This is a genomic window from Streptomyces sp. NPDC048481 (genome assembly GCF_043200075.1).
Lineage (GTDB): Bacteria > Actinomycetota > Actinomycetes > Streptomycetales > Streptomycetaceae > Streptomyces.
The window spans coordinates 194,595-207,128 of the sequence record NZ_JBICXC010000006.1; the positions used below are offsets into that span (position 1 = coordinate 194,595).

General features: G+C 75.7%; 12 protein-coding genes. 5 read left to right on the plus strand and 7 right to left on the minus strand.

From position 1 onward, the window contains the following. Positions 1-774 (plus strand): MBL fold metallo-hydrolase, encoded by a 774-nt coding sequence (locus ACGFSH_RS20310; protein WP_393350418.1) that lies wholly within the window; start codon positions 1-3, stop codon positions 772-774. A gap of 2 nt (positions 775-776) precedes the next feature. Next, a complete protein-coding gene (locus tag ACGFSH_RS20315; protein WP_393350876.1) occupies positions 777-1,397 on the plus strand; it encodes a DedA family protein in 621 nt (206 codons plus the stop codon). A gap of 75 nt (positions 1,398-1,472) precedes the next feature. On the opposite strand, the gene ACGFSH_RS20320 is transcribed toward ACGFSH_RS20315, so the two are convergent. The 4 genes from ACGFSH_RS20320 to ACGFSH_RS20335 form a co-directional block, all read right to left on the minus strand. Continuing rightward, positions 1,473-2,612 (minus strand): MBL fold metallo-hydrolase, encoded by a 1,140-nt coding sequence (locus ACGFSH_RS20320; protein WP_393350420.1) that lies wholly within the window; start codon positions 2,610-2,612, stop codon positions 1,473-1,475. Then, on the minus strand, positions 2,609-3,928 hold the full coding sequence (locus tag ACGFSH_RS20325; protein WP_393350423.1) for an aminotransferase class I/II-fold pyridoxal phosphate-dependent enzyme: 1,320 nt from the start codon (positions 3,926-3,928) through the stop codon (positions 2,609-2,611). Before ACGFSH_RS20325 ends, ACGFSH_RS20320 begins: the two co-directional genes overlap by 4 nt. Before the next feature lie 247 nt (positions 3,929-4,175). Further along, positions 4,176-4,949 carry a hypothetical protein gene (locus tag ACGFSH_RS20330; RefSeq protein ID WP_393350426.1) on the minus strand — a complete coding sequence of 258 codons (774 nt, stop codon included), beginning with the start codon at positions 4,947-4,949 and terminating at the stop codon, positions 4,176-4,178. A gap of 223 nt (positions 4,950-5,172) precedes the next feature. Further along, a complete protein-coding gene (locus ACGFSH_RS20335) occupies positions 5,173-5,967 on the minus strand; it encodes an RNA polymerase sigma factor SigF (protein ID WP_393350427.1) in 795 nt (264 codons plus the stop codon). Between the two features lie 265 nt (positions 5,968-6,232). On the opposite strand from ACGFSH_RS20335, the gene ACGFSH_RS20340 reads away from it, so the two are divergent. The 3 genes from ACGFSH_RS20340 (at position 6,233) to ACGFSH_RS20350 (ending at position 9,215) form a co-directional block, all read left to right on the plus strand. After that, on the plus strand, positions 6,233-8,071 hold the full coding sequence (locus tag ACGFSH_RS20340) for a thiamine pyrophosphate-binding protein (RefSeq protein WP_393350429.1): 1,839 nt from the start codon (positions 6,233-6,235) through the stop codon (positions 8,069-8,071). Positions 8,072-8,222: 151 nt separating this feature from the next. Beyond that, positions 8,223-8,603 carry a DUF2795 domain-containing protein gene (locus tag ACGFSH_RS20345; RefSeq protein WP_393350431.1) on the plus strand — a complete coding sequence of 127 codons (381 nt, stop codon included), beginning with the start codon at positions 8,223-8,225 and terminating at the stop codon, positions 8,601-8,603. Positions 8,604-8,672: 69 nt separating this feature from the next. Beyond that, positions 8,673-9,215, plus strand: coding sequence for a type 1 glutamine amidotransferase domain-containing protein (locus tag ACGFSH_RS20350; protein WP_393350433.1), 543 nt, complete (start codon positions 8,673-8,675; stop codon positions 9,213-9,215). A 189-nt stretch (positions 9,216-9,404) separates the two neighbouring features. Here the strand turns inward: ACGFSH_RS20350 and ACGFSH_RS20355 are convergent, their stop codons facing one another. From ACGFSH_RS20355 to ACGFSH_RS20365, 3 genes are all read right to left on the minus strand, one after another. Further along, positions 9,405-9,737 (minus strand): DUF6158 family protein, encoded by a 333-nt coding sequence (locus ACGFSH_RS20355; protein ID WP_393350436.1) that lies wholly within the window; start codon positions 9,735-9,737, stop codon positions 9,405-9,407. Positions 9,738-9,976: 239 nt separating this feature from the next. After that, positions 9,977-11,596, minus strand: coding sequence for an ABC-F family ATP-binding cassette domain-containing protein (locus tag ACGFSH_RS20360; RefSeq protein ID WP_393350438.1), 1,620 nt, complete (start codon positions 11,594-11,596; stop codon positions 9,977-9,979). A gap of 80 nt (positions 11,597-11,676) precedes the next feature. After that, entirely contained in the window at positions 11,677-12,336 is a 660-nt protein-coding gene (locus ACGFSH_RS20365; protein WP_393350440.1) for a histidine phosphatase family protein, read from the minus strand. Between the last annotated feature and the right edge of the window lie 198 nt (positions 12,337-12,534).

Sequence of the window (12,534 nt, forward strand, 5' to 3'; positions counted from 1 at the left end):
GTGCCGGTGGAGATCACGTGGTGGGGTCACGCCACCTGCACGGTCGAGGATTCGAACGTGCGCGTGCTCACCGACCCCCTGTTCGCCCGGCGGCTCGCCCATCTGCGCCGCCGCCGGGGCGCGCTGCCCCCGCCCGAGGCCTGGCAGGCGGACGTGGCGCTCGTCTCCCATCTGCACGCCGACCACCTGCATCCGCCCTCGCTGGCGCGCCTCGCGCCGGGCACGCGCCTGCTGGTGCCCCGGGGCGCTCCGCGCGCCGTGCCCGCGCTGCGCCGGCTGCGTCATCTGCGGCTGAGCGAGGTGGCGCCGGGTGACGAGACGACCGTCGGCGACCTGCGGGTACGGGTCGTGTCCGCGCGGCACGACGGGCGCCGGCTGCCGGTCGGCCGGCACCGCTCCCCCGCCCTCGGCTATGTGATCGAGGGCCGGGCGCGGACGTACTTCGCCGGGGACACCGGCCTGTTCGAGGAGATGGCCGAGGAGGTCGGGCCGGTCGACGCGGCGCTGCTGCCGGTGGGCGGCTGGGGGCCGTATCTCGGCGAGGGGCACCTGGACGCGGGGCGCGCGGCCGAGGCCGTGCGCCGGCTGGCGCCGCACAGCGCCGTGCCGGTCCACTACGGGACGTACTGGCCGATCGGGATGGACGCCGTGCGCCCCCATGAATTCCATGCGCCGGGCGAGGAGTTCGTGCGCCTGGCGGCGGAGCGTGCGCCGGGGGTCGCGGTGCACCGGCTCGGGCACGGGGAGAGCGTGCGCCTGAAGGCCGACCGGTGACCGTGTCCGCCGTGGCCGCGGCGGTCATACCCACGCAGGCCACGCAGCAGGCGCTCGGCTATCCGTCGTTGTTCCTGCTGGTGCTGATCGGGGCGCTGGTGCCCGTGGTGCCGACGGGGGCCCTGGTGAGCACGGCGGCCGTGGTCGCGTTCCACCAGAAGGCGCCGTTCTCGCTGGCGCTGGTGTTCGTGACGGCGTCGCTGGCGGCGTTCTGCGGGGACGCGGCGCTGTACTGGCTGGGGCGGCGCGGGATGCGGTCCAGGAACGGCTCGCGCTGGCTGGAGGCGATCCGCTCACGTGCGCCCGAGGAGCGGCTGGCGCAGGCCCAGGAGAAACTCGCCGACCACAACGTGGCCGTCCTGGTGCTGTCGCGGCTGGTGCCGGCGGGCCGGATACCGGTGATGCTGGCCTGTCTGATGGCGAAGTGGCCGCTGCGCCGCTTCGTGCGGGGCAATCTGCCCGCCTGTCTGGCGTGGGCGGTGACCTACCAGGTGATCGGGATCCTGGGCGGGTCGCTGTTCCCGGAGCCCTGGGAGGGCGTGGTCGCCGCCGTCCTGCTGACCGTGGCCGTCAGCACGGCCCCGAGCCTGTGGCGCCGGCTCCGACGGCCCCGCACCGCCTGAGCCCGCAGGGACGTCCACGCCCTCCGCCGTCGCGAGCCGCGGAGTCCTTCGCCGCAACGACCGCCTCGGTCCTGGTCACTCCAGCACGCGTGAGCCTCCCACGGGCAGGTCCCACAGGTCGTCCCGCTCCAGGCCGGCCTTCTCCCAGGCCGCCCGTACCCGGGTCAGGGGTTCGAGCACCGGTTCCGCGGACAGCACGAACGTGCCCCAGTGCATCGGCGCCATCCGCCGGGCGCCGAGATCGAGGGCGGCGCGGACCGCCTCCTCCGGGTCGCAGTGGACGTCGCTGAGCCACCAGCGCGGGTCGTAGGCGCCGATCGGCAGCAGGGCCAGCTCGATGCCCGGGTGGCGCTCCCCGATGCGGGAGAACCAGTGGCCGTACCCGGTGTCCCCGGCGAAGTAGACGCGCCGTCCGTCGGGCGCGGTCAGCACCCAGCCGCCCCACAGGGTGCGACAGGTGTCGACGAGGCTGCGCTTGGACCAGTGGTGCGCGGGCACGAAGTCGAAACGCACGCCGGACAGTTCGGCGCACTCCCACCAGTCAAGCTCGGTGACGCGGGTGAACCGGCGGCGCAGGAACCACCGGCCGAGCCCGGCCGGCACGAACACCGGTGTGTCGCGCGGCAGTCGGCGCAGTGTCGGGGCGTCCAGGTGGTCGTAGTGGTTGTGGCTGATGACGACGGCGTCGATCCTCGGCAGCTCCTCCCAGGGCACGCCGACCGGGGTGATGCGGGCCGGGGTGCCGAGGATGCGGCGGGACCACACCGGGTCGGTCAGGACGGTGAGGCCGCCGATCCCCACCACCCAGCTGGCGTGTCCCGCCCAGGTGACGGCGATCGTGCGGGCGTCGACGCGGGGCGCCGGGGCGGGGGCGACGGGCAGCCGGGGGATGTCGGCCAGCCCTTCCCTGCCGGGCCGCACCGCGCCCTCGCGGGCGAACCGGGCGAGCGCCTTGAGGCCGGGCAGCGGGGAGGTCAGCCGGTCGTGGAAGCTGCGCGGCCACACCCGCCGCTCCCCCAGCGGCCGCGGCTCACCGAGCGGCGCAACGGCCGGCGCGAGCGGCGACGACGGGGGGCGGGCGGGCGCGGGGGTCAGCGGGGGCAGGGTGGACAGCGGGGCCGGGGCGTCGTCGCCGCGGGCGGTGACCGGGGCGTCGGCGGTGGCGGCCTCCTGGGCGGCGACCGGGCCGGCGGCGGTCTCGGACTGCTGCGTCATCGAGGAGGCTCCCATCGCTGAGCGTCGTCACGGAGATCGTCGAGGACGGACTTCAAGCGCGCCAACGCGCGTTGCACGTGCGGCAGTTCCCACGGCGTGGGCGAGGTGAGGCATTCCGTGCGCTGTGCGTCCGTCCCGTCCAGGAGCATGCCGGTGGACAGCCGGACCCGCAGTGCGCCGAGGTCGTCCCCGAAGCGGTGGCCGCCCGGCGCGGGCATGCCGAGCCGGGCGGAGAGGAAGTCCTCCAGCTCCTGCGCGTCCGTGACCCCGTGGACCGCGAGCGCCTCGCGCAGCGGGCTCAGGTCGGCGTACAGGTGGCGGCCGGCCCTGGGCGGCCGCGCCAGCCCGCCCGCGCCGACCACGGCGGAGTGCAGCGCCTCCGCCACGCGCGCGTGCAGACGCACGGCGGCCGCGACACGCGCGGTCACGGGCTCCGGCTCGGCCAGGGCGTAGGCGGCGGCCGCCGCCACGGGGGCGGCCACGCGCGCGTCGAGGGCGGTGAGCACGTCGAGCACGCGCGCGTGCAGGTCGTCGCCGGCCGCCGACGCGGGGAACCGGGCGACCGCCGCGGGCCAGCCCGCGGGGAGCAGCGCACCGGCGAGGTCGCTGACGACGGTGACCCGCTCGGGCAGCATCTCCGCCGGACCGACCAGCACCGTCTCGTGCGGGCTGTGCACCGTGTCGCGCCAGGTCTCGTCGCTGACCAGGTGCAGGCCCTCGCCCGCGGCTGCCTCCACGACCTCGTGCAGCACCTCGGGGGGCGCGACGGTGGCGGTGGGGTCGTCGGCGACGGACAGCACCAGCAGCCGCGGGTCGCCGCCCTCGTCGCGGACCCGGCGCACCGTCTCCAGCAGCGCGAAGGGGTCCGGGACGCCGCCGCACTCGGCGGGCGTGGCCACATGGAAGACGGGCCGCCCCAGCAGCCGTGCGTACGGCGCCCACCAGGCCGCGCAGGGCCGGGGCACCAGGACGTCGCCGCCGAGGGCGGCGGTCAGCGCGAGCAGCAGGGACGGGGCGCCGGGGCCGGCCGCGACCCGGCCCGGCCCCGCGGGAGCGCCGCGCCGGGACCAGTAGCCGCGGGCCGCGTCGAGGAGTGCGGGGCCGCCGCCGACCGGTTCGCCCTCGGCCCGGCCCGCCGCGCGGGCCAGCACCGCGGCCAGTTCGGGCAGCACCGGCAGTGCGTCCGTGGGAGGCGGCGGGCCGTAGCGGACGGGTCCGTGTCCCCGCCCGAAGGCGAGGTCCGGGGCGGGGGCGTCGTCCGGCGGGCGGACGTGATTCCGGGAGGGCTCGCTCTCCCCCGGTTCCGTCCGTCGCATCGCGTCCTCCGCGCAGTCCGTCCCTGCTGCCGTGCCCGGCGACCCGTGCCGTCCCGGCGGCGGGACCGCGCGCGGGGCGCGTGGTGCGTGACGTCCCGTACGGGACTCGGCGCTCGCGGGGGGCCGGATCCTCGTACGAGGCGGGTCGTGCCTCTGGGGGGTGAGTACCCGGTGGGGCAGCCCCTCATGACCGCCCGCGCGCGTTGCGCCTGTCACACCGGGGGGCGGGCCGGGCCGGGAGCCGCGGTCAGGCGTCACCCGCGGGGTCCCGGCGGCGCAGTCGGTGCACGGCGGCGCCGAACGCGCCCGCGATCAGCAGCGCGCCGGCGGCCAGCGCGGGCACGGAGTCGGTGAACGCGCCGCCCTCGCCCGCCCGGACGCCGTGGTCGACGGCGGCGGGGGTGCAGGAGGCGTCCGGGGAGGCGGCCCCGCGCTGCTGCGGCTCGGGCCGGGCGCACGGGCGGGCGGTGGCGCAGGAATCGGGGTGGGGCCGTGCGGCGCCCGGAGCCTGCGCACACGGCCGGGCGGTGGCGCACGACTCGGTCGCGGCCGGTGTCGCACAGGGCTGTGACCAGCCGTTCGCGATCTCCACAGTGGCGCTCCAGGGCTTGCCCTGGGCGCCGGGCGCGGCCGGGCAGGTGCCGTCGACGGTCCACCCGGCGGCCGCTGCGGCCGCGCCCGCCGCCACGGTCGCGGCGGCCGGGTCCGGGCCCGCCTCCAGCTCGTCGGCGGGGGCGATCCGGGCGGTGCCTCGGTAGGCCGTCCCGGCCTGCGGGTCGTCGCCGGGGACCTTGCTCAGTTCGACGGTGCCCCCGGCGAAGGCCTGCGAGGTGGCCTCGAGGCTCTCGGGCACGGGGGCGGTGAGGGGGCCGCAGGCGACCGACACGCTGACGCTGTCGCCGGGGGCGGCGCTGCCCGGGCTGACCTCCGCCGACGGGTCCGCGGAGGCGGCCGGACCGGCGACGGCCAGGACCGTGCCGGCCAGGGCCAGAGCGGAGAGGAAGTGGGCGGTGCGACCCATGGGACGGCTCCTTCGGCCGGTGGCTGCTGCGGGGCGGGGCGTCGCCGCCCCACGGCCATCACAGCCCCGGAGGGCCCGGACCGCGCGCGGCCGGACGCCATTGGCGGGACGGACACCCCCGTGCGGGTGACCTCCGGGCCCCGCCCCCGGCACCGGGCCCGGTCGCCCGAGGCGCGCTCTCCGCCCCGGCTCCCGCCCCTCACCGGTCGCGGCGGGAGCCGGTTCAGCCCGCGTCGTTCAGGATCTGCTCCCGCAGCCGGTCGCAGCACCGGCTGATCAGCCGGGACACGTGCATCTGCGAGATGCCCAGCTGCTCGGCGATCCGGCTCTGCGTCATGTCCCCGAAGAACCTCATGTACAGGATCGTCCGCTCGCGCTCGGACAGCGCGGCCAGCTCGGGCCCGACGGCCACCCGGTCGACGACCGTGTCCAGCGCCGGGTCCGCCTCGCCCATCGTGTCGGTGAGGGAGTACCCGCCGTCGCCGCCCGGCAGCTCCGCGTCCAGCGACAGCGCGCTGAAGCTCTCCAGCGCCTCCAGTCCGGTGCGGACCTCGTCCTCGCTGAGCTGCGCCCGTTCGGCGAGTTCGGCGACGGTGGGCCGCCGGCCCGAGGCGGTCCCGGCGAGTTCCTGGCCCGCGCAGCGCACCCGGTTGCGCAGCTCCTGGACGCGGCGGGGCACGTGCAGGGTCCACATGTGGTCGCGGAAGTGCCGCTTGATCTCGCCGGTGACGGTGGGCACGGCGTAGCTCTCGAAGGCGTGCCCGCGCGCGAGGTCGTAGCGGTCGACGGCTTTGACCAGGCCGAGCGCAGCGACCTGGCACAGATCCTCCAGGTTCTCGCCGCGGTTGCGGAAGCGGCCGGCGAGCCGGTCGGCCATCGGCAGCCAGGCCTCGACGATGCGGGCCCGCAGGGCGTCGCGCCGGGGTCCCGGAGGAAGGGCGGCCAGCCTGCCGAAGTCGGCGGCGGTGTCGGGGGTGTCGTCGTGCGGATGGTGCTTCGTGTGCGCTCGGTTCGGCATGAGACGCAGCAACTCCCTGGAGCCTGCTTCGGATTCGGCCGGTCTCCGTGGGAGCGGTCGCGGCCCGGCCGGCCCGCCTCGTGGGGCCCAGGAGGCCGGGGCCCGCCACGGACGTGCCTCCGGTCCGAAGCACTGTGGCCGCGCCTGCCCCGGGCGCACGCCTCCAAACACCGCCGAGGTTTTCGGACGGGCTTCGCGGTCACCCGTGCCGGTGCACGCCCCGCCCCCGAATTTCCGCCTTTTCCCCGTCAGGGAGGTCCCGTTCATGGCCGCCACGGTCTCCGAACACCTGGTGAGACGCCTGCGCGAGTGGGGTGTCGAGCACGTCTTCGGCTGCCCCGGCGACGGAGTCCACGCGCTGCTCGCCGCCTGCGACGGCGCCGGCGACGCGCCACGCCTCGTGCGCTCGCCGCACGCCCGCACCTCCGCGTTCCGGGCGGCGGGCGACGCCCGGTTCGGCGGACGTCCGGGAGTGTGCGCGGCGGCGTCGGGACCGGACGCGGTGCACCTCCTGGACGGCCTGTCCGACGCGAAGCAGGACCGCGTGCCCGTCCTGGCGGTCGTCGGCCACCGTCGCACGGACCGAGACGGCCCGCACGGGCCGGACGCGGACCCGCGCACGGATCCGTACACGCTGTTCCGGGACGTCGCCCCCGACTTCCTGGAGACGGTGACGGCCCCTCAGGACCTGGCGGACGTCCTGGACCGGGCGCTGCGCACCGCGTACGCCCGCCGCTGTCCGGTCGTGGTCGTGGTCCCCGAGGACGTGATGGAACTCGACTGCCCCGAACCCCCGGGGCCCCCGCAGCCCCCGGCCGACATGGGTGCGGCGCCGGACGGTACCGGCCGGGACGGGCGGACGGCGTCCCCCTCCGCGGAGGCGCTGGAGCGTGCCGCGGAGATCCTCAACTCCGGTGACAAAGTGGCGATCCTGGTCGGACCGGGCGCCGCCGGCGCGGGCGAGGAGGTGCGCCGGATCGCCGGACTGCTCGGCGCCGGCGTGGCCGAGGAACTGCCCGGCAAGGGCGTCGTGAGCGACGAACTCCCCTATGTCACCGGCCCGGTCGGCCCGCTGGGCACCCGTCCGTCCTACGAGCTGATGCGCGACTGCGACACGGTGCTGGCGATCGGCTCCTCGGTCACGCACCCGCGGTTCCTCCCGGACCTGGGCGGCGGTGTGCGCAGCGTCCGGATCGACGTCGAACCGGCTGCGTCGCAGGTGGCACAGGTGTCGGGCCAGGCGTCGAGCGCCTCCTCCGGAACGCCGGACGAGCCCTGCGAGTCCGGCGAGCCCGAGCCCTACGACGTGGAACTCGTCGCGGACGTGCGCGAGACGCTCAGCCGGCTGATCCCGGCGATCCGGAGCGGGGAACGCGGCCGCGAGTGGCTCGACACCGTATGCGACAACGTGCGGCGCTGGGAGGAGGTGCTGGACCGCCGCGCGCGGCTGTCGGCCGACCCCGTCAACCCGGAGCTGGTGGCCCGCCTCCTGGACCCGCTGCTGCCGCCCGACGCGATGCTGACCTGCGAACCGGGCAACCTGGCGGCCTGGTACGCCCGCCATCTGACGCTGCGGTCCGGCATGCGCGGCGCCCTCTCCACCGGCTCCGGGGCGAAGGGCTGCGCCGTGCCGTACGCGATCGGCGCCAAGTTCGCCCGCCCGGACCGGCCCGCGATCGCGCTGGTCGACGACGCGGCGATGCGGCTCGACGGGCTCGAGGAGCTGTCCGCCGCGGCGGGGCACCGGCACCTGTGGCAGGACCAGCGGCTGGTCGTCGCGGTGTGGAACGACCACGGCCCCGACCGGGGAGCAGGTCCCGCGTACGCGGAGTTCGCGCGCTCCCTGGGGCTGACCGGCGTGCTGGTGGAGACGCCGGAGGAGGTGGAGGCGGGCTGGCGCACGGCCCTGGCGGCGGACGGCCCGGCGGTCGTGGAGTTCCTCACCGATCCGTCCGTGCCGCCGGTGCCGGCGCACGCCACCTGGGAGCAGCTGGGGGCCGCGGCCGCGGCGGTCCTGAAGGGCGAGCCCGACGCGGGCTCGGTGGTCCGGCACGCCTTCAAGGCGAAGATGCAGGAGTTCCTCCCGGCCCCGGAAGCGGGCTGACGCCAAGCGCGACGCGGGACGGCGGGATGCGGGGCTGTGGGCTGCGGGACGCGCAGGTCGGGAGGGTCTCCCGAAGTGCCCGGCGTGGATCCCGTGTCGGCCTCTCCTCCTCGGGTACGCGGTGGCCACCCGAAGATCTGGAGGGCGAACCATGCAGCGAGGCAGTGACCGGCTGAGCGTGCACCGGGACGACGAGATGAAGCACGAACTGCAGGGCCTGCTGAGGTCCGGACACCCCACCCGCACGGAGGAGTGGCACGACCCGGAGCCGTCCGCCGAGGACGACCCCGAGGTGTGGGGCGGCCCGGTGGTGCCGGGAAGCCCTCTGGCGTCGCTGGCGGTGGTCCGTCTGGAGCTCGCCCGCTTCCTGGGACGCGGCTCGTTCCCCGCCGGGCCGGGCGCGCTGGTGGTCGCGCTGCGCCGCGAACATGCTCCGGACGCGCTCGTGGACGCGGTCCGGGAACTCCCGCACACGCAGCGTTACGGCAATGTGCAGCAGCTGGCCGAGGCGCTGGTCGACGCCCGCCGCTGATGCGGCCCGGCACCGGCCACGCGGCCGTTTCCCCCCACCCCTGATGACACGGAAAGGACGTTGAACCCCATGCGCATCGCGTTTCTGACGGCACCGGAAGGCGTCGAGCAGGTCGAGCTGACCGAGCCCTGGCAGGCGGCGGTGGACGCGGGTCACGAACCCGTCCTGGTGTCGACCGACCCGGGCAAGGTGCAGGCCTTCAACCACCTCGACAAGGCCGACACCTTCGCCGTGGACGAGGTGGTCGGCGAGGCCTCCGCGGAGTCCTTCGGCGGGCTGGTCCTGCCGGGCGGCGTCGCCAACCCCGACTTCCTGCGCGCCGACGACAAGGCCGTCGCGTTCGTCAAGGCGTTCTTCGAGCAGGGCCGCCCGGTCGCCGCGATCTGCCACGCCCCGTGGACGCTGATCGAGGCCGACGTCGTCCGGGGCCGTGTGCTGACCTCGTGGCCGAGCCTGCGGACGGACGTCCGCAACGCCGGCGGCGACTGGGTCGACGAGCAGGTGCGGATCTGCGAACACGGCCCGAACAAGCTGGTCACCAGCCGCAAGCCGGACGATCTGCCGGCGTTCTGCGAGGCCTACCTGCGGGTGTTCGCCGCGGAAGGCGACTGACGGACGAGCGGGGCGATCAGGAAGACCGGATCGTCCAGGCCGCAGACGCCGCCGCGGAGGACGTCGAGGCCGTCGAAGAGGACCGGGAAGAGGCGCCGGCGAGGGCACACCCCTCGCCGGCGCCTCCTCGCTCTCGTCGCGTCCGCGCCCTCGTGCCGTCCCGCACCGGCCGGGCCTCGCGGGCGCGCGTCACGCGCCGCCGGCGCCCGCCGCCGTTCCCGGTCCCCACTTGCCGACGGGGGCGCCGGCCGGGCCGCGCCCGTTCGCCCCGGCGGTGCGCTCCCGGGCGCCCTCGCGGGTGCGGCCCGGTGAGACGAACCGGCTCGGATTGCGGCGCAGGTACTCGCCCTCCAGCCGGGCCATGCGGTCGTTGTGGGCGCGCAGCGCGTCGTTCGAGCCGTAGAGCAGCGTGTCGTGGCGCGTGCGGTGGATCGTCTCCAGCTCTCTCATGAGCTGCTGGTCGTCCAGCCGGTCCGGGTCGACTCCGGTCATCGTGGTGCCCCGCTCGTCGTGTTCGTCCATACGCTTCGGGTACCCGCCCCCGGACCGTCCACCGGCACCGCCCGGGCGGGCAGGAGCCGGGAGGCAGCCTTGGATCTCGCCTTCCGGCCTCGGGCCTCGCGGCCTTCCGGCCTCTTGCAATCCACTGTACGAACATTCCGGCTGCCGGGCCTCGCCGAGGAGTGCGCAAGCCGGCGAGGCCCAGGACGGGCCGTCCCGGGCCCGAGCGGTTCCGGGACGGCCCCAGGTCGTGTTTCGCCCTAGCGGGCCCGCTCCACGCGCCGCTCGTCCCAGACCGGCTCCGGGGTCTCCCGGACTCGGCCGTCGCTGCCGAAGACCAGGTAGCGGTCGAAGGAGCGGGCGAACCAGCGGTCGTGGGTGACGGCCAGCACCGTCCCGTCGAAGGCCTCCAGCCCCTCCTGGAGCGCTTCGGCCGACTCCAGGTCGAGGTTGTCGGTGGGCTCGTCGAGGAGCAGCGCCGTGACGCCCTGCAGTTCGAGCAGCAGGATCTGGAACCGGGCCTGCTGGCCTCCGGACAGCCGGTCGAAGGTCTGTTCCGCCTGCTGGGTCAGCTCGTAGCGGCGCAGCCGGGACATGGCCGCCCCCCGGTCCTGGGAGTGCTCGCTCCACAGGATGTCCAGCAGGGTGCGGCCCTGTAGCTCGGGGTGGGCGTGGGTCTGGGCGAAGTGGCCGGGCACCACGCGCGCGCCGAGCTTCCACATGCCCGTGTGCGCCACGCTCTCGCCGGCCAGGAGCCGCAGGAAGTGGGACTTGCCCGAGCCGTTGGAGCCGAGGACGGCGACCCGCTCGCCGTAGAAGACCTCCAGGTCGAAGGGCTTCATCAGGCCGGTGAGTTCGAGCCCCTCGCAGGTGACGGCGCGCACGCCGGTGCGGCCGCCCTTGAGGCGCATCGTGATGTCCTGCTCGCGCGGCGGCTCCGGCGGCGGACCGGCCTCCTCGAACTTGCGCAGCCTGGTCTGGGCGGCCTGGTAGCGCGAGGCCAGCTCGTGGCTGATGGAGGCCGCCTGGCGCAGGCTCAGCACGAGTTTCTTCAGCTGGGCGTGCTTCTCGTCCCAGCGGCGGCGCAGTTCCTCGAAGCGGGCGAAGCGTTCGCGGCGCGCCTCGTGGTACGTGGCGAAGCCGCCGCCGTGCACCCAGGCGTCGGCGCCGGCCGGGCCGGGCTCGACGGAGACGATCTTCTCGGCGGCGCGGGACAGGAGTTCGCGGTCGTGGGAGACGAACAGGACCGTCTTGCGGGTCTCCTTCAGCCGCTCCTCCAGCCACCGCTTGCCGGGCACGTCGAGGTAGTTGTCGGGCTCGTCGAGGAGGAGCACCTCGTCGTGCCCGCGCAGCAGCGCCTCCAGCACGAGCCGCTTCTGCTCGCCGCCGGACAGGGTGCGCACGAGGCGGAACTGGGCCTTGTCGTAGGGGACGCCCAGGGCGGCCGTGGTGCACATGTCCCACAGCGTCTCGGCCTCGTAGCCGCGTACCTCGGCCCAGTCGGAGAGGGCCTGCGCGTACTGGAGCTGCGCGGCCTCGTCGTCGACGGTCATGATCGCGTGCTCGGCCTCGTCGACGGCCCGCGCGACCTCGCGGATGCGGGGCGGGGCGACGGACACCAGCAGGTCACGGACGGTCGTCTCGTCCCGCACCGAGCCCACGAACTGGCGCATCACGCCCAGGCCGCCGCTGACCGTGACGGTCCCGCCGTGCGGTTTCAGCTCGCCCGAGATCAGCCGCAGCAAGGTGGTCTTGCCGGCGCCGTTGGGGCCGACCAGGGCCACGACGGCCCCTTCGCCCACCCGGAAGGAGACGTCGCCGAGCAGCGCCCTCCCGTCGGGGAGGTAGTACTCGAGGTGCGCGGCTTCCAGATGTCCCATGAGGACGCATTCTGCGGGCCGCCCGCCGCCCGCGGCAAACCGATATCGGTGCAGGCCGGGGAAGCGGCCGGCCCCGGCGGTCAGCCGCCGGCGTGCTTCACGGGCTGTCCGGCCGGTCCGCCCTCCCCGGCGGGGGCGACCGTGGCGCCGGCCCAGGACAGCGCCTTCCAGCCGTCCACGGGCGAGCCCTCCAGCACGACCGTGCCGGTGTTGGCGAGGCGGTGCTCGGCGGCGAAGGGGACGTCGACGTTGTGGGCACGGGCCGCCGCCCAGGTGCGGATCGCGGCGCCGTGGCTGACCAGCACGGCGGTCCGCGCGCCGCTCGCCGCGACCTCGGCGACCACGGTGTCGTAACGCGCGAGGAACTCGGTTCCGCTCTCGCCGCCCGGCATGCGCAGGTCCCTCTCGCCCGCCGCCCAGGCGAACGCCGTGCGCATGTACAGGGCGCCGTGCTCCGTGTCGCCGGGCAGTGCTTCGAGGTCCCCGGCGGAGATCTCCCGCAGTCCGTCGCGCACCAGGACGTCGAGGCCGCGGGCGGCGGCCAGCGGGGCGGCCGTGAGCTGGGTGCGGACGAGGGTGGAGGCGTAGAGGGCCTCGACGTCCTCGTCGGCCAGGGCCTCGGGCAGGGCGGCGGCCTGGCGGGCGCCCAGCTCGGTGAGTCCGGGGCCGGGCACGGCGGTGTCGAGGAGGTAATCCACGTTGGCGGGGGTCTGGCCGTGACGGACGAGCAGCAGGCGCATGCGGGGGAGCCTCCGGTGTCGAGGCCGTCTCCGCGCCGGAAACGGCCACCTCAGCGTACTCGGCGCCCTCGTGGCGGCTGCTCCCGGGCTGCCGCCCCGCCGCCGCGGCGCAGGGCCGCACCGTCCGCACGGCGGTGAGTGGCTGACACACCGTCAGTCCACATCTCAGAATGATCTGTCTCACCATGCGGCTGTCGG